General features: G+C 71.2%; 14 protein-coding genes. 9 read left to right on the forward strand and 5 right to left on the reverse strand.

Annotated features, from left to right (window positions below):
- Positions 1-66 precede the first annotated feature (66 nt).
- Positions 67-1,212 carry a S1 family peptidase gene (locus tag ABT324_RS21000; protein WP_351180006.1) on the reverse strand — a complete coding sequence of 382 codons (1,146 nt, stop codon included), beginning with the start codon at positions 1,210-1,212 and terminating at the stop codon, positions 67-69.
- Between the two features lie 501 nt (positions 1,213-1,713).
- Here ABT324_RS21000 and ABT324_RS21005 point away from each other — a divergent pair.
- The 7 genes from ABT324_RS21005 to ABT324_RS21035 all read left to right on the forward strand — a co-directional run bounded on the left by ABT324_RS21005 (position 1,714) and on the right by ABT324_RS21035 (position 7,460).
- Entirely contained in the window at positions 1,714-2,349 is a 636-nt protein-coding gene (locus ABT324_RS21005) for a Maf family protein (protein ID WP_351180009.1), read from the forward strand.
- Between the two features lie 271 nt (positions 2,350-2,620).
- Positions 2,621-3,946: a dicarboxylate/amino acid:cation symporter gene (locus tag ABT324_RS21010; protein ID WP_351180012.1), complete on the forward strand. Its 1,326-nt coding sequence runs from the start codon at positions 2,621-2,623 to the stop codon at positions 3,944-3,946.
- A gap of 175 nt (positions 3,947-4,121) precedes the next feature.
- Positions 4,122-4,490, forward strand: a complete 369-nt coding sequence (locus tag ABT324_RS21015; RefSeq protein ID WP_351180015.1) for a DUF1707 SHOCT-like domain-containing protein — start codon at positions 4,122-4,124, stop codon at positions 4,488-4,490.
- A gap of 47 nt (positions 4,491-4,537) precedes the next feature.
- Complete coding sequence (locus tag ABT324_RS21020) at positions 4,538-5,188, forward strand: DUF3558 domain-containing protein (protein WP_351180018.1); 651 nt, start codon at positions 4,538-4,540, stop codon at positions 5,186-5,188.
- A 245-nt stretch (positions 5,189-5,433) separates the two neighbouring features.
- The gene (locus tag ABT324_RS21025) at positions 5,434-5,805 is read left to right on the forward strand and encodes a hypothetical protein (RefSeq protein ID WP_351180021.1); all 372 of its coding nucleotides are present in this window, start codon (positions 5,434-5,436) and stop codon (positions 5,803-5,805) included.
- Positions 5,806-5,811: 6 nt separating this feature from the next.
- Positions 5,812-6,672 carry a PPE domain-containing protein gene (locus ABT324_RS21030; RefSeq protein WP_351180024.1) on the forward strand — a complete coding sequence of 287 codons (861 nt, stop codon included), beginning with the start codon at positions 5,812-5,814 and terminating at the stop codon, positions 6,670-6,672.
- A complete protein-coding gene (locus ABT324_RS21035) occupies positions 6,669-7,460 on the forward strand; it encodes an ESX secretion-associated protein EspG (protein ID WP_351180027.1) in 792 nt (263 codons plus the stop codon). Before ABT324_RS21030 ends, ABT324_RS21035 begins: the two co-directional genes overlap by 4 nt.
- An 861-nt stretch (positions 7,461-8,321) precedes the next feature.
- Here the strand turns inward: ABT324_RS21035 and glpD are convergent.
- Both glpD and ABT324_RS21045 read right to left on the reverse strand, forming a co-directional pair.
- Complete coding sequence (glpD, locus tag ABT324_RS21040; protein ID WP_351180030.1) at positions 8,322-10,058, reverse strand: glycerol-3-phosphate dehydrogenase; 1,737 nt, start codon at positions 10,056-10,058, stop codon at positions 8,322-8,324.
- Positions 10,059-10,282: 224 nt separating this feature from the next.
- Entirely contained in the window at positions 10,283-11,110 is an 828-nt protein-coding gene (locus ABT324_RS21045) for a DeoR/GlpR family DNA-binding transcription regulator (RefSeq protein ID WP_351180033.1), read from the reverse strand.
- Between the two features lie 321 nt (positions 11,111-11,431).
- Between ABT324_RS21045 and ABT324_RS21050 the strand changes: the two genes are divergently transcribed.
- Positions 11,432-12,187 carry an MIP/aquaporin family protein gene (locus tag ABT324_RS21050; protein ID WP_351180036.1) on the forward strand — a complete coding sequence of 252 codons (756 nt, stop codon included), beginning with the start codon at positions 11,432-11,434 and terminating at the stop codon, positions 12,185-12,187.
- 34 nt (positions 12,188-12,221) lie between these two features.
- The gene (gene glpK / locus ABT324_RS21055) at positions 12,222-13,727 is read left to right on the forward strand and encodes a glycerol kinase GlpK (RefSeq protein WP_351180039.1); all 1,506 of its coding nucleotides are present in this window, start codon (positions 12,222-12,224) and stop codon (positions 13,725-13,727) included.
- Between the two features lie 274 nt (positions 13,728-14,001).
- On the opposite strand, the gene ABT324_RS21060 is transcribed toward glpK, so the two are convergent.
- Positions 14,002-14,826 carry an NAD(P)H-binding protein gene (locus tag ABT324_RS21060; RefSeq protein WP_351180042.1) on the reverse strand — a complete coding sequence of 275 codons (825 nt, stop codon included), beginning with the start codon at positions 14,824-14,826 and terminating at the stop codon, positions 14,002-14,004.
- 91 nt (positions 14,827-14,917) lie between these two features.
- Positions 14,918-15,799: a dihydrodipicolinate synthase family protein gene (locus tag ABT324_RS21065; RefSeq protein ID WP_351180044.1), complete on the reverse strand. Its 882-nt coding sequence runs from the start codon at positions 15,797-15,799 to the stop codon at positions 14,918-14,920.
- Positions 15,800-15,850 lie beyond the last annotated feature (51 nt).

Below are 15,850 nucleotides of genomic sequence, written 5' to 3' on the forward strand. Positions count from 1 at the left end.
GAGATCGCCCCACCCTGGTCCGAGCAGGTGAGCACTGCGGGCACCCAGCGCTCACCGCACCTCAGGTCAGCCGGTCACCAGCCGCAGGTTGTAGGCGTTGAGCGCCTCCTGCACCGGCTGGAAGTAGGTCGTGCCGCCGGAGCTGCAGTTGCCGGAGCCGCCCGAGGTCATGCCCTGGGCCTGGGTGCCGCTGATGAACGAGCCACCCGAGTCGCCCGGCTCCGCGCAGACGTTGGTGCGGGTCAGCCCGTACACCGTGCCCTCGGCGTAGCGCACGGTCTGGTTCGTCGCCTGCACCGAACCGCAGTGCCAGCCGGTCGTCGAACCCGACCGGCAGATCGACGACCCGACCGGGGCCACCGACGCACCGGAGACCGCGCGGGCGCTGCCGTTGTACATGTTGACCAGCCCGCGCGGCGTCCAGTTGGAGTTGGCCGAGACCCAGGCGTAGTCGTTGCCCGGGAACGACGAGCCCTGGAACGTGCCCATCGAGACCTGGTTGTACCCGGAGACCGCGGTGCCCGGGCGGCCGCAGTGGCCAGCGGTGACCATGCCCGCGCCACCGGACGCGGTGCGCACCGGGAAGCCCACCGAGCAGCGGCCACCCATGTAGTAGGCGTCACCGCCGACCAGGTCGTAGAAGGTCCGCGGCGACTCGGCGACCTCTTCCACTCGCACCGAGTCATCGACGCCGCGGGCCCGGGCGAGGAAGTCCTCGGTGGCCGCGTCCCGCTGCGTGCGGTCGACCGAGACGACGACCGAGTTGGACCGCACGTCCACGTACCAGCCGGTGACCGACTGCGGCGCGGACGCCTCCATCGCGTCCAGGGTGGACTTCGCGGCGTCCAGCTCCCGCGCCGAGTTGGCCACCACGACGGCGTCCGCACCGGCACCACGCGCAGCTTCCGCCGCGCGCCCGTCGGTCACCGCGACGACGAGCTCACCGCGTGCGTCGTCGAAGTAGGAACCGGCGAAGGCGTCGCCGGTGCTCCCGCGCACCGCCTCGGCCAGTTCGATGGCGTCGGCTTCCCGCGCCAGCCGGTCCTGCGCCTGCTGCGCGGTCAGGCCGAAGTCCCGCTGCATCGCGGCGAGCAGCTCGGGTGCGGCCTGGTCCGGCGCCGGTGCGGCGGTCGACGGCACCGCCAGCGCGGCGAGGGTGCCCGCCGCCAGCACTGCCGCACCCAGCAACCGGGTGGTTCTCCTTCGACTCATGGTCGTCTCCCTCGATCCGAATTGGGCAGGGATCACCCACGCAGGGACCGGTCCGGCCCGGGTGCGCGGGAGCGTGGAGCCCCCGGCACCCGCTGCCGGGGGTGAGGTGGTGCGCGTGGCACCGCCCGGCGATCCGCCGACGGTGCGGAGTGGGGTGGGAGGGGGCGAACCGGCCGCTCGGGGTGCGGGCGATTCGCGTAGAAGGACATTAAGGAGTCGGCCCGCGAATCGGACACCACCTTTCGGAGCATCCTGAGCGCGAAAATGCCGCCGTCCCACCTGCTTTCGCCGACGAAGCCGCCCAACGGCGCACCGCGCGTACCCCCAGGAGGAGCCACCCACCTCGTGAGCGGCAACGGTGGCCCTAACAACCATCGCCACTCACGACCCCTGCACACCCACCTCGTGAGCGGGAATGGTGGCTCTAACGACCATCGCCGCTCACGACCGTTGAGCACCGGCGGTGGGGGGGTGGCGCGGGCGGTCTCTACCATCGGCGGCGTGCGCTTCGTGCTTGCTTCCGCGTCATCCGCTCGCTTGTCGGTGCTGCGCTCGGCGGGGATCGAACCGCTGGTGCGGGTTTCCGGCGTCGACGAGGACGCGGTGACCGCGTCGCTGGGTGACCCCGCGCCGACCGAGCTGGTCACCGCGCTGGCGCAGGCCAAGGCCGAGGCGGTGGCCGCCGAGATCAGTGCCGAGGAGCCCGACGCGGTGGTCGTCGGCTGCGACTCGATGCTGCTGATGGCGCACGGCGAGGTCGTCGGCAAGCCCGGCACGCGCGAAGCCGCGGCCAAGCGGTGGGCGCAGAACTCCGGGAGCAGCGGCGAGCTGCTGACCGGGCACGCGATCGCCCGGATCCAGGGCGGCGAGGTCACCGCGCGCACCCAGGGCCACCTGAGCACCACCGTGCGCTTCGGCGAGCCCAGCGAGGCCGAGCTGGAGGCCTACCTGGCAACCGGCGAGCCGCTGCACGTGGCGGGCGGCTTCACCCTCGAAGGGTTCGGCGGCTGGTTCGTCGAGGGCGTGGACGGCGATCCGTCGAGCGTGCTCGGGATCAGCCTGCCGCTGACCCGGAAGCTGCTCGCCGAGGTCGGGGTCGGCGTTGTGACGCTGTGGAGCACGCCGAACGCGGAGTGACACCGGCCTTCCGGCGTCCGAGTGAATACGAACACAATTCAGTTACCCCTGGATGGGTTTCGCCTCGCGGCTGGTTACAAATGTTCGCGATGGACACCCTCCGACGGCTGTACCTGACTTCTCGCCTGCACGTCGATCTGCGACGGCAGGCCAGCTCCGTCTGTCTGTGATCGAGCGCGGCACGGCCGCTCCCAAGCCCCGCGCGCCCTCCGAGCGCGCCCGCTCGAACCGCACTGCCTTCGAACTCACTCCGCGACTCCAGGAGACCCCTGTGTCCACCACTGCTGGGCGATCGCGCCTGCGCTTCAACCCCAAGCTCTTCGCCATCGCCGTCATCGCGTCGCTGGTGCTGGGCGCGCTGCTCGGCTACGTCGCCAAGCAAACCGGCGCCGACTGGCTCGCCACCACGCTCGACACCATCGGCTCGACCTTCACCAAGCTGCTCACCTTCACCGTGCTGCCGCTGATCTTCACCGCGATCGTGGTGGGCATCAACAGCCTCCGCGGTCTCGGCGGTGGTCGGGTCGCGGCGCGCCTGGGCGGCAAGACCGCACTCTGGTTCGCCATCACCTCGCTGATCGCGGTGGCGATCGGGCTGGCCGTCGGCTCGCTGGTCCAGCCCGGTCGCGGACTGGTCATCGAACCGGACCCGGAGAAGCTGCAGTCCATCGGCGAGAAGACCCAGGGCTCCTGGCTGGACCTGATCACCGGCCTGGTGCCCAGCAACCTGATCAGCGCCTTCGCCGAGGGCGAGACGCTGCAGGTGGTGTTCGTCGCGCTGATCATCGGGGCCGCCACCTACAGCCTGGGTGAGAAGGCGGCGCCGTTCGTCGACTTCAACAAGGCCGCCTTCGAGGTCATCCAGCGGGTGCTGGGTTGGATCATCCGGCTCGCCCCGATCGGCACCCTCGGCCTGATCGGCAACGCCGTCGCCAGCTACGGCAACGAGTTCTTCGCGCCGTTGCTGAAGCTGATCGGCTCCACCTACGTGGCCTGCGCGCTGGTGCTGTTCGTGGTCTACCCGGTGCTGCTCGCGCTGGTGGCCAAGGTCAGCCCGGTCCGCTTCTTCGCCAAGTCGTGGAACGTGCTGCAGTTCGCGTTCGTCTCCCGCTCCTCCAGCGCCAGCCTGCCGCTGACCCGGCAGACCACCGAGGACCTGGGCGTGCCGGCCTCCTACGCGAACTTCGCGGTGCCGCTGGCCACCACCACCAAGATGGACGGCTGCGCCGCGATCTACCCGGCGGTCGGTTCGATCTTCATCGCGAACCTCTTCGGCATCAGCCTCGGACCGGTGCAGTACCTGACGATCGTCGCGGTCGCGGTGTTCGGCTCGATCGCCACCGCCGGGGTGACCGGCTGGTTCACCATGCTGACGCTGACCACCGCTGCGCTCGGCTTCCCGGCCGAGGTGGTGGCCACCGGCATCGCCATCGCCTACGCGGTGGACCCGATCATGGACATGATGCGCACCGCCACCAACGTCGCGGGCCAGATCGTGGTCCCGACCGTGGTCGCCCGCAGCGAAGGCCTGCTCGACGACGAGGTCCTGGCCAAGCCCAGCACCCCCCTCGTCGACCGCGAGCTCGCCAACGCCTGATCCGAGGAACGCATCCAGCTGCCGACCTCAGGCGCCCTCGACCGAGGCGGTGCCACCGCGTTCGTGGCCTGAGCAGTGTTGCCCGTCGCGGCTGCGGTCGGCAGTCCTCTGATGTTCACCTGAACCCTCGTCTCGGCCAGCTCGATCGGGGGTGGGGCGACCGTAGGATGGGGGCGTGGAGAAGGGACGGCGGGGCAAGGACCTCCGCATCGGCGATCCCGAGCGCGAACTCGCGATGCGGCTGCTCGGGGAGCACTTCGCCGTCGGGCGGCTCGACGTGGGCGAGTACGACGAGCGGTGCCGCCAGGTCGCCGCGGCCCGGTTCCGCTCCGAGCTGGAGGCGCTCTTCGACGACCTCCCCGATCCCCGCCCCGAACGCGCCGTCCCGGCACCGCAGGTCGCACCGCGCTCGCCCGCGACCCGGATCGCACTCGCGGTCGGCGTGGCGGTGCTGGGGGTCCTGCTGGTGGTCGTCGCCCGGCAGGCCGCCCTCATCCTGCTGGTGCCACTGGTTGCCCTGCTCTGGTTCACCTGGCGCCGGTGAACGCCGACACGACCTCGTTCCCGACCACGCTTCGTTACGGTGTGAACATGCACAGCTCGCGGATCACCGGGGCTCGGCGGCTGAGCGCGCTGCTCGCCGCCAGCGCGCTCACCCTCACCGGATGCAGCCTGTGGCAGTCGCAGCCGACCGCGGACACCGCGGCACCACCGCCCCTGCCGCTGCCCACGTCGAGCACCCCGCCTCCACCGCCGCCCCGCCCCTTCGAGCTCGGCCTGGACGGCATGGACGCCTGCGAGCTGCTCACCCCCGCCCAGCGCAACCAGCTCGGCTTCGACCGCGACCCGCTGCCCGACTCCGAAGCCGGTTTCGGCAACGCGGCGACCTGCAGCTACCGCAACACCACCGCCAAGGTCGGTGCCCGGCTGGCGCTGATCACCACCGAGGGCATGGGGGTGTGGACCGACGACACCGCGCAGGTGGAGGCCACCCCGGTGGTGATCGGCGGGTTCCCGGCGCTGGTCATCAAGACCCCGGGGTTGGACCTGTCCTGCAACGTGGCGGTGGACGTGGCCGAGGGCCAGCACCTCGACGTCCTCTACCGCGACGACGGCGCGCAGCCCCCGTCGCCGGTGGACCAGCTGTGCGCCGGGGCCCAGCGGGTCGCCGAGGACGCCATGGCCACGCTGGCCGCGCCGGAGACCTCGGAACCCCGAACGGAGTCCTCGAGGCCGGACTGATCACCCAGAGCGACCGGATTCGCGGGGACCAGAGTGATACTCACCGCTTATGGAGCACTCCCCAGCGTGACGATTGGTGACTACAGTGTTCGCTGGACGTTTAGTAGCTTGAGCGCTCGGGTGCTCCGCTACCCGGTCAGGTGCCCCGCACAACACCTGTCCGGCGGGCGGCCCCGCGCAACCGCGCGTTCGAGCACGAGGGCCGGCACCCGTGATCTGGGCCCTTACCTGTGGGAGGGGAAAACGTGCCGCTAACTGCTCCGTGGGGCGACAGCTCGACCGAAGCCCTGCCGGGTGTGTCCGGCGGCTCGATGCAGGTCGAGCCCGCCGCCATCCCGAGGCTGGTCAACGCGCTGCAGGAATCGCTGGACGCGGTCGGCCTGCAGATCGAGCACGCCATCACCGAACTCCGCATCCGGCCGTGGGCCGGCGACCCGATCAGCGCCGATGCCGCCGAGGAGTTCAACCGGCGCTCCCTCGGCGGCGGCGAGGACGCGCTGACCGCGCTGTGCGGTTACCGCGACCAGCTGCAGGCCGCCGCCGAATCGCTGGAGCGGGCCAACCACCAGTACTCGCGCATTGACGGCGAGAGCGCGATGGGCATCGGGGGCTGCTGACCGGATATGAGCGACCACCGATGGCAGGGTTACCGGCACCCCGAGCTGTACGCGCAGATCCACGAGGGACCGGGACCGGAGGGTTCGACCGACAGCGTCCGGCGCTGGAGCGAGCTGACCCGCGCGCTCGGCGACATCGACGCCGGGTTGGCCGCCGCCGTCACCTCGGCGATGGGCGGCTGGCGGGGCGCCGCGGCGGACAGCGCCCAGGACGGGCTGCGCCCGCTGGGCAACTGGGCCGCGCTGGCCCAGGAAGCCAGCACCGTGATGCGGGAGCGGGCCGAGCAGCAGGCTGAGTTCATCAGCAAGGCGCGCCGCGACATGCCGCCGCCGGTGCAGGTCACCGCGGAGGAACCGAGCTCGGCGCAAACCCTGCTCACGCACCTGTTCGGCGGGCAGACCGACTACGAGGTGCAGGAGGCCAAGCAGCACGCGGCCGAGCAGCGCGCCTTCGACGTGATGCGCACCTACGAGGCGTCCACCCAGGCCAACACCACCTCGCTGGCCTCGTTCACGCCGCCGCCGCAGGTCGTCGTGGACGCGCCGATCAGCGGCGGCTCCGGCGTCTCCGTGGGCCAGCAGAACGTGACCATCAGCTGGGGCCCGGCGACCGTGCCCGCGCCGCGCGGAGCCACGACCGTGGCGCAGCGCACCGGGCAGCAGCCCCGGCCCGGTGCCACCCCGGTGCGGGGCGAGGGCCGGTCCGGCGGCGGTGCCCGGTCCACCGCTGGCGGGCGGGCCAGGCGGGACCAGCACGACGAGGGCGTGGACCGGAAGGTCACCGAGCAGGTCGGTGGCCGGGGCGGGTTCTTCGACCTGGTCGAGGCACCTTCGCGACCGGTGATCGGTGGCGAGCCCGGGCAATGACGTTCCCCACCACCGCTCGGCAGCTCGGCTTGTCGGCGCTGGAGTTCGACGTGCTGGTCGAGCACCTCGAACTCGAGACGATGCCGCTGGTGCTCAAGGTGCCCTCCCCCGGTCGCACCCACACCGAACGCGCGCAGCTGGTGGACTCGGCGTGGCGGTCGCTGGGCGAACGCGGGCTCGGACGACCGACCGACGTCGACCCGGAGCTGGAGCGGGCGCTGCGGCTGCTGGCCCGCCCGGAGCGCGAGGTCGACGGGCGGCTGTGGCTGGAGCGCAGCGTCCGGGTGCTCGCCGCGGCGGACGGTGAAGAAGCGGTGCTGGTCGTCAAGGACGGCGACCAGCTGAGCCTGCGTTCGGCGGCGGCCAGCGGCCTGCCGCGCGAGGCGATCTCGGTGCTGCCCCCGCTGCCACCAGGGCCGGGCCGGTCGGTGTCGCTGCGCAGCGGCGACCTGGACGCCGCGGCGCAGGAGGCCGGGAACAACGTCGAGCAGCTGACCAGTGCGTTGCAGCGCCGGGGAACGCGCGCGGACGACGCGGAAGCGCTGACCGCCATGATCGCCGGGGTTGGCGCCCGCGGGCAGTTCGGCGCGGCGGCCCGCGACCGGTTCGGCCGCCGCGTCCGGGCGGGCCGGGTGGTCGGGTTCTTCGACACCGCGCACGGGCGGTACGCCCAACTGCGCCGGGAATCGCCGTCCGGTGACCTGTGGAGCACCATCGCCCCGGTCGACGCCCGCCGCCTGACGGCCCACCTCGAAGAACTCCTCGCCGAGGTCACCCCCACCGACTGACCGGCCACCCGCAGCTCCAGTCGAAACTGCGGTTCACCCCGGTTACAGTTTCAGTTGAAACTGTGAACGCGGGTGAACCGGACCACGACCCAGCCGCCTCCGCCCCCGGTCCTCACGACCCCGGACCTCGAACCTCAGACCCGGGGGCACCGACGCACCACCGACGCACCACCGGCGTGTCGGGCACCGACACGCCGAAAACCGCAGTTTCAATTGAAACTGCAATTCCGGGCAAACCAGACCCGACCCGCCGCCTGACCCTCGGCCTCGAGCTGCGGACCCCAAGCCTCAGGCCTCAAGCCTCAGACCTCGGGTCTCAGGCCTCAGGCCTCAGGCCTCAGGTCTCAGGTCTCAAAACTCCAACGACCACCGAGGCACCACCGGCGTGTCGGTGCCCGACACGCCGAAATCCGCAGTTTCAATTGAAACTGCGGATACGGACAAACCGGACTCGACCCGCCGCCTGACCCTCGGCCTCGAGCTGCGGGCCTCAGGACTCAGGACTCAGGACTCCAACGAACCACCGAGGCGCCACCGGCGCGTCGGGCACCCACACGCCGAAAAACCGCAGTTTCAATTGAAACTGCGAATCCGGGCAAATCGGACCCGACCCGCCGCCTGGCCCTCGGGCCTCGGGCCTCGGGCCTCGGGCCTCGGATCTCAGACCCGGATTTCGGGTCCCCGTGCTGGATCCCGGATCTCAGCCCCAGATCGGATCCCGGGGCCTGAGTCTCAGGCCCCGGGTCTCAGCTCCCGGGCTCAGACCTCGGGGCACCGTCGTCCGGAGACGGCGGTGCCCCGAGGTAGTGCGATCCCGATGGGGATCAGGTGTCCAACTTCCTTGGGATCGCGGGGGGCCGGTCAGGTGAGCGGCTCCTCGAGGCGGTCGCGGGCCTCCGGGGCCGCCGAGCGCTTGGCGTCCGCCGCCTGGTCGTCGGGCTGGGTCTGGGAGTCGCGCTCGGCCTCCACCCGCTGGGTGTAGACCTCGACCTCGCGCTCGATCTGCGCCTCGTCCCAGCCGAGCACCTCCGCCATCAACCGAGCCACCGGCTCCGCGCTCTCCACACCGCGGTGCGGGTACTCGATCGAGATCCGGGTGCGGCGGGTCAGCACGTCCTCCAGGTGCAGGGCACCCTCGTGGCTGCACGCGTACACCGCCTCGGCCTGCAGGTAGTTCGGCGCGGCCGGGATCGGCTTGAGCAGCTCCGGCTTGTCGGCGGCCAGGCCCAGCACGTCGTGGACCTCCGAGCCGTAGCGGTCCAGCAGGTGCCGGATCCGGTACGGGTGCAGGCCGTGCTCGGCGGCCAGCTGGTCGGCCTGGTTGACCAGCGCGTGGTAGCCGTCGGCGCCGATCAGCGGGACCTGGTCGGTGATCGAGGAGGCCATCCGGCCGGTGATGTCCGGGGCGATGGCGTCCACCGCGTCGGCGGCCATCACCCGGTACGTCGTGTACTTGCCACCGGCGATGGCCACCAGGCCCGGGGCGACCCGCGCCACCGCGTGCTCGCGGGACAGCTTCGAGGTCTCCTCGCTCTCCCCGGCCAGCAGCGGGCGCAGACCCGCGTAGACGCCCTCGATGTCGTCGTGCTTCAGCGGGGTCGCCAGCACCGTGTTGACGTGCTCGAGGATGTAGTCGATGTCGGACTTCGTCGCGGCCGGGTGCGCCAGGTCCAGGTTCCAGTCGGTGTCGGTGGTGCCGACGATCCAGTGGTTGCCCCACGGGATGACGAACAGCACCGACTTCTCGGTGCGCAGGATCATCCCGGTCTCGGAGACAATGCGGTCGCGCGGCACCACGATGTGCACGCCCTTGCTGGCGCGCACCCGGAACCGGCCGCGGCCGCCGGAGAGCTTCTGCAGCTCGTCGGTCCACACCCCGGTCGCGTTGATCACGGCCTGCGCGCGGACCTCGGTCTCGGCACCGGTCTCCACGTCGCGCACCCGCACCCCGGCGACCCGGTCGGCCTCCCGGAGGAACCCGGTGACCTGCGTCGAGTTCATCACCACCGCGCCGTAGCGGGCGGCGGTGCGGGCGACGGTCATGGTGTGCCGGGCGTCGTCGGCCTGCGCGTCGTAGTAGCGGATGCCGCCGATCAGCGCGCTGCGCTTGAGCGCGGGCACCATCCGCAGCGCACCGGCACGGGAGAGGTGCTTCTGGCCCGGGACCGAGCGGGCGCCGCCCATCGTGTCGTAGAGGAAGAGCCCGGCCGCGGTGTACGGGCGCTCCACGACCCGGCGGGTCAGCGGGTACAGGAACGGGACCGGCTTGACCAGGTGCGGCGCGATCCGGGTGAGCATCAGCTCGCGCTCCCGCAGGGCCTCGCGGACCAGCGAGAACTCCAGCTGCTCCAGGTAGCGCAGGCCGCCGTGGAACAGCTTGCTGGACCGGCTGGAGGTCCCCGCGGCGAGGTCGCGGGCCTCGACCAGCGCCACCTTCAGGCCGCGGGTCGCGGCGTCCAGCGCGGCCCCGGCGCCGGTGACGCCGCCGCCGATCACCACCACGTCGAACTCGTCGGCGCCCAGCCGCCGCCAGTTCTCGGCCCGTTCGGTCGGCCCCAACGTGCCCTTCAGCCGGTTCTCGGTCTTGTCTTCGGACACCGCGTCCTCCTCGCTCGAATCACGTCCCACCATCAGTTCTGCCTGCAGCGGCGGCAGCCGCTCGCGGGGTGGGACTCAGCTGTACCCGCTGCGCGCGCTCGCAGGCCTCCGCGGGAGGGCAACCCCGGACCGGTGAGGTGATCGCAGGTCACCGCCCGGACCGCTCGCAACGCACTTCCTCACGCCCGCCGCCGACGCGGGAGCCGGACCTCGACGAGTGGTCATCATGCCCGACCACCACGGTCCGTGCTCGACGCGCCACTGCGCGTTCGGCCCGCCTGTTCGACCAGCGCACCGCGGTCCCGCAGCACCTCGATTTCCGCGCTGGTGGTCTTGGAGTCCACGAGCACGATGTCGAAGTCCTCGACCGGCGCCACCGCGTGCAGCGCCCGCCGCCGGAACTTGGTGTGGTCGACGTAGAGCACCTTCCGCTGCGCGGAGGCGAGCATCGCCTTCTTGATCTGCACCATCTCCTGCTGCGGGTAGCAGCAGATGCCGTCGGTGACCGCCGAGACCGACATGATCGCCAGGTCCACCCGCAGGTTGCGCAGCGCGTCCAGCGCCATGCCTCCGACGAAGGCGTCGGCCCACGGCAGGTAGTCACCGCCCACGCAGATCAGGCTGATGCCCGGCGCGTTGCGCAGCTCGTCGAACACCCCGCGGTGGTTGGTGACCACGGTCAGCGGCGCCCGCTCCGGCAGCAGCCGGGCCAGGTAGACCCCGGTCGTCGAGTCGTCCAGCACCAGTGCCTGACCGGGTTCGACCAGTTCGGCGGCGGCGCGGGCGAGCTCTTCCTTCTCCGCCTTGTTCTGCGGCAGGCGGTACTCCGAGGCCGCCTCGTACAGCAGCGACGACGCCGCCGAGACGTTGCCCCGGTTGCGGTGCACCAGTCCCTGCGACTCCAGGTCGGCGAGGTCGCGGTAGACGGTCATCGCGCTGGCGCCGATGGTCGCGACGAGGTCGTCGATGCGCAGGGTGCCCTCGGCCATCACCAGCTCGGTGATCCTGCGCCGACGGTCCTGCTGCTTCTCAGACGGACGCCGAGCGGACATCGTCGTCCTCCCCTCGCTCCTGCACCAGCCATCTCGATAAAAACACCATCGGAGGCATCTTGCAGCGTTGTTTTCACCAAGTCTACTGTTACCGCTCAGTATGGAGCGGCGTCGGGTCGCACTGCGGCCGGGACCGGGTCCGATCCGGCGCCGCGCGGTCGAGCGGGGACGTTGGGCGGTACGGAGCAACCCCGTACCCACGACTGGCGGCATGGATGGACACGTGTTCACATGCGGCAGTACCGTCCCGACCCACTCCATGTCGGACAGTCACCAAATCCCGCCTGTGCCAACGGCGGCATGAAGAGGGGAACGGCAAGAATGACGACGAGTCTCGGGGAGATCTTCCTCTGGGAGTTACTGGGGACGGCGGTACTCACGCTGATGGGCTGCGGCGTCGTGGCCAACAACGTGCTGCGCAAGACCGGGGGGCACGACACCGGCTTCCTGATGGTCAACTTCGGCTGGGGCTTCGCGGTCTTCGCCGGGGCCAGCATCGCCGAACCCACCGGCGCGCACATCAACCCCGCGGTCACCCTGGGGCTGGCGGTGAACGGCCAGACGCCGTGGGACCAGGTGCCGGTCTACATCGTCGCGCAGCTCATCGGCGGCACCCTGGGCGCCGTGCTGTGCTGGGCGGCGTACAAGCTGCAGTTCGACACCCACGACGACCCGCGGAACACGCTCGGCATCTTCTCCACCGCGCCGACCGTGCGCAACGCCCCGTGGAACGTCATCACCGAGACCATCGGCACCTTCGTGCTGGTCTTCTGGATCATCCTCAGCCCGCAGGCCGGGCCCAGCGGCGCCGACGGCGTGCCGACCTTCGGCAACTCCGCCCTCGGCTACGCGGCGGTCGCCTTCATCGTGATCGGCATCGGCAACTCGCTGGGCGGCCCGACCGGCTACGCCATCAACCCGGCCCGCGACCTCGGCCCGCGCATCGCCTACGCGCTGCTGCCGATCCGCGGCAAGGGTTCGGCGGACTGGGGCTACTCCTGGGTGCCGGTCGTCGGCCCGATCCTCGGTGGTGTGCTGGCGGGTGCGTTTGCCCTCGCACTGCCCATCGCCAGCTGACCTGACTCGTCCACATAGGAAGGTAGAACGACAGATGGCTTCTTATGTCGCCGCCATCGACCAGGGCACGACCTCGACCCGGTGCATGATCTTCGACCACTCCGGTCGGGTCGTCGCCGTGGACCAGGTCGAGCACCGGCAGATCTTCCCGAAGGCCGGCTGGGTCGAGCACGACCCGGTCGAGATCTGGACCAACACCCGGCAGGTCTGCGCGGGCGCGCTGGCCAAGGCCGACCTGGTGTCCTCCGACGTCGTCGCCGTCGGCATCACCAACCAGCGGGAAACCACCGTGGTGTGGGAGAAGGCCACCGGCCGACCGGTGTACAACGCGATCGTCTGGCAGGACACCCGCACCGACGAGATCGTCAACACCCTCGCCGCGGGCGAGGACGGGCAGAACCGGTACCAGCGCAAGACCGGTCTCCCGCTGGCGACCTACTTCTCCGGTCCCAAGGTGAAGTGGATCCTGGACAACGTCGAGGGCACCCGCGAGCGCGCGGAGCGCGGCGAGCTGCTGTTCGGCAACATGGACACCTGGGTGCTGTGGAACTGCACCGGTGGTCCGGACGGCGGACTGCACGTCACCGACCCGACCAACGCCTCCCGCACGATGCTGATGGACCTCGAGCGGCTGGAGTGGGACGCCGACATCTGCGCCGAGCTCGGCGTGCCGATGGCGATGCTGCCGGAGATCCGCTCGTCCTCCGAGGTGTACGGCAAGTTCCGGGAGCGCGGCGTGTTCGCCGGCATCCCGATCGCCGGCATCCTCGGCGACCAGCAGGCGGCCACCTTCGGCCAGGCCTGCCTGTCGCCCGGCGAGGCCAAGAACACCTACGGCACCGGCAACTTCGTGCTGCTCAACACCGGCACCGAGCGGGTGCTCAGCGAGAACGGGCTGCTCACCACCGTCGGCTACAAGATCGGCAGCAACGACACGGTGTACTGCCTGGAGGGTTCCATCGCGGTCACCGGCTCGTTGGTGCAGTGGCTGCGGGACAACCTCGGGCTGATCGCCAGCGCACCGGAGATCGAGCAGGTCGCCAGCACCGTCGAGGACAACGGCGGCGCCTACTTCGTGCCCGCGTTCTCCGGGTTGTTCGCGCCGCACTGGCGTTCCGACGCGCGCGGCGCGATCGTCGGGCTGACCCGCTACGTCAACCGGGGCCACCTGGCCCGCGCGGTGCTGGAGGCGACCGCGTTCCAGACCCGCGAAGTGATCGAGGCGATGAACGCCGACTCCGGCGTACCGCTGAAGTCGCTGAAGGTCGACGGCGGCATGGTCGGCAACGAGCTGCTGATGCAGTTCCAGGCCGACATCCTCGGGGTGCCGGTGATCCGGCCGGTGGTCGCCGAGACCACCGCTCTCGGCGCGGCCTACGCGGCGGGTCTCGCAGTGGGCTTCTGGGGCAGCGAGGAGGACATCCGCTCCAACTGGGCCAAGGACAAGCAGTGGGACCCGAAGATGCCGGTCGAGCTGCGCGAGCAGCAGTACGCGCAGTGGCAGAAGGCGGTCTCCAAGACCCTGAACTGGGTCGACTGAGCACCTGACCAGCGGCGCGACCCGCATCCCCGCCGGGGGTGCGGGTCGTCCCACGTGGAGCGTGGCGAACTGGCGCGGCCACGCGAAGGGAGCGGGCGGGGTGCCCTGCCCCGTGCTACCCCGCCCTCGGCAGCACCGGACGACGAGTCGAGGGGTCCCGTCGTCGGGAGGTCGGTGCACTGCCGCGAGGTCGGTGCCCGTCGACCTCGCCCCTTCGCGTAGACGCGCAGCGGGCGCGGAGGTTGCGCCCTCCGCGCCCGCTTCCGCGCCTTCCTCAGCGGAAGTCGTCGGCGTGGTCGACCGCCCATTCGGCATAGGTGCGGGCGGGGCGCCCGGTCACCTGCTGCACCGTCGGCACCGGTTCGTCGCTGCGCTGGTCGTGGAGCGAGAGCAGGGTGTCCGCGACGTTCTCCGGCACGCCGCGGGCCAGCAACCGCGCCTTCGCCTGCTCGACCGCCACCACCTCGAACCGGACCTCCCGGCCGATCGCGGCGCCGATCGCGCGCACCTGGTCGGCCGCGCTGATCGCCTCCGGGCCGGTCAGCCGGTACGCCTTCCCGACGTGCACATCCGCCAGCAGCGCGGCGACCGCGACGGCGGCGATGTCGTCCTCGTGGATGGACGTCTGCCGCGCCTCCGGGAACGGTTCCCGGACCACGCCCTCCGCGCGGATGGACTCCGCCCAGGCCAGCGTGTTGGTGGCGAACGCACCGGGCCGCAGGAACGTCCACTCGAAACCGGCGTCGGCGACGGCCTGCTCCACCAGCCGGTGCCGCTCGCCGATCGCGTTGCCGTCGCCGAACTCCACCGCCAACGACGACAGCACCACGACCCGCCGGACTCCGGCGGCCGCGGCCTGCTCGACGAAGGTGGGAGTGCTCTCCGGGACCGGGAACAGGAAGACCCGGTCGACGCCGTCGAGCGCCCGGGCCAGCGGTTCCGCGTCGCCGAGCCCGCCGCGGAACAGCTCCACCTCGCCGGGCAGTCCGGCGGTGTCCGGGTTCCTGGTCAGCGCGCGGACCTGCGCACCGGACGCCAGCAGGCGTGCCACCACCCGGCGTCCGACGTTGCCCGTCGCACCGGTCACCAGCACCGTCATCGAATGTCCCTCCAGCTGTTCGAGTTCGACCCCAACCTAGGACTTCGAGCGCACTCGAGGTCAACTCGTGCCGCCCAGCTGGCAGGGGGTTTCAGGCGCGCAGGACGGTGAGCGCGGCGGCGACCTCGCGCCGGGCCTCGGTCGGGAGGCCGCGGAGCGGGCGGGGCAGGTTCGGGGAGCGCACGAGCCCCAGGTGTTCGGCAGCGGCGGAGGTGACGCGCAGGCTGCCGTACCGCCCGAACAGCTCCCACAGCGGTTCCATGCGTTCGGACAGCTCGACAGCACGGGCCGCGCCACCCGCCGCGGCAGCACGGGTGATCGCCAGGCACTCGTCGGGCAGCAACCCGCCGATGACGCTGAACCACAGGTCGGCACCAGCGTTGAGACCACCAGCCGCGAGCTGGTCGCCGCTGACGCCGAGCGCCACGCCGTCGGGCAACCCGCTCCGCAGCGCGGTGATCCGGGCAGCCGCCTGGTCCGCCGGAATGCCCGGGATCTTCACCGCACCGACGTTCGGCAGCGCGGCGATGCGTCCGTGCAGCTCGTCGCTGAAGTGGAAGTGCGTGGTGCCGGGGTTGTCGTACACGCACAGCGGGACGGAGAGCTGCGCGGTGACGTCCTCGTAGAGCCCGAACACCTCGTCGTCGGTGAGCGGCTGGTAGGACACCGGGGCGAGCAGGACCGCGGAGGCGCCCGCGTTCTGGGCGTCCTCAGCCAGGGCCAGGACGTCGGAGGTGCGCAGGGCACCGATGCCGATCATGACGGGGACACCGCCCGCGGCATCGACCGCGATCCGGGCAGCTCGGGCGCGCTGCTCGCGGGTGAGGTAGGCGTACCCGCCCGTTGAGCCGAGTGCGCCGATCGAATCAACACCCGCAGCGGCCAACCGCTCGACGAGCGCGCGGAACGCTCGCTCGTCGACCTCGGTCTCGTCGGTCGGGGTGAGGGGGAAGGCGCTGAGGCCGGTGAACATGCGCTTCCTTTCTGCGGGGTCGCGTCGACGATCTCACCCGGAGTGGCACTT

The organism is Saccharopolyspora sp. NPDC000359 (genome assembly GCF_040300525.1).
Taxonomy (GTDB): Bacteria; Actinomycetota; Actinomycetes; order Mycobacteriales; family Pseudonocardiaceae; genus Saccharopolyspora.

Excerpts from the sequence above, each read along its gene's own strand:
- ABT324_RS21000 (WP_351180006.1), bottom strand. The coding sequence starts at position 1,212 with ATGAGTCGAAGGAGAACCACCCGGTTGCTGGGTGCGGCAGTGCTGGCG.
- ABT324_RS21020 (WP_351180018.1), top strand. The coding sequence starts at position 4,538 with ATGCACAGCTCGCGGATCACCGGGGCTCGGCGGCTGAGCGCGCTGCTC.
- ABT324_RS21030 (WP_351180024.1), top strand. The coding sequence starts at position 5,812 with ATGAGCGACCACCGATGGCAGGGTTACCGGCACCCCGAGCTGTACGCG.
- ABT324_RS21035 (WP_351180027.1), top strand. The coding sequence starts at position 6,669 with ATGACGTTCCCCACCACCGCTCGGCAGCTCGGCTTGTCGGCGCTGGAG.
- ABT324_RS21045 (WP_351180033.1), bottom strand. The coding sequence starts at position 11,110 with ATGTCCGCTCGGCGTCCGTCTGAGAAGCAGCAGGACCGTCGGCGCAGG.
- ABT324_RS21050 (WP_351180036.1), top strand. The coding sequence starts at position 11,432 with ATGACGACGAGTCTCGGGGAGATCTTCCTCTGGGAGTTACTGGGGACG.
- glpK (WP_351180039.1), top strand. The coding sequence starts at position 12,222 with ATGGCTTCTTATGTCGCCGCCATCGACCAGGGCACGACCTCGACCCGG.
- ABT324_RS21060 (WP_351180042.1), bottom strand. The coding sequence starts at position 14,826 with ATGACGGTGCTGGTGACCGGTGCGACGGGCAACGTCGGACGCCGGGTG.
- ABT324_RS21065 (WP_351180044.1), bottom strand. The coding sequence starts at position 15,799 with ATGTTCACCGGCCTCAGCGCCTTCCCCCTCACCCCGACCGACGAGACC.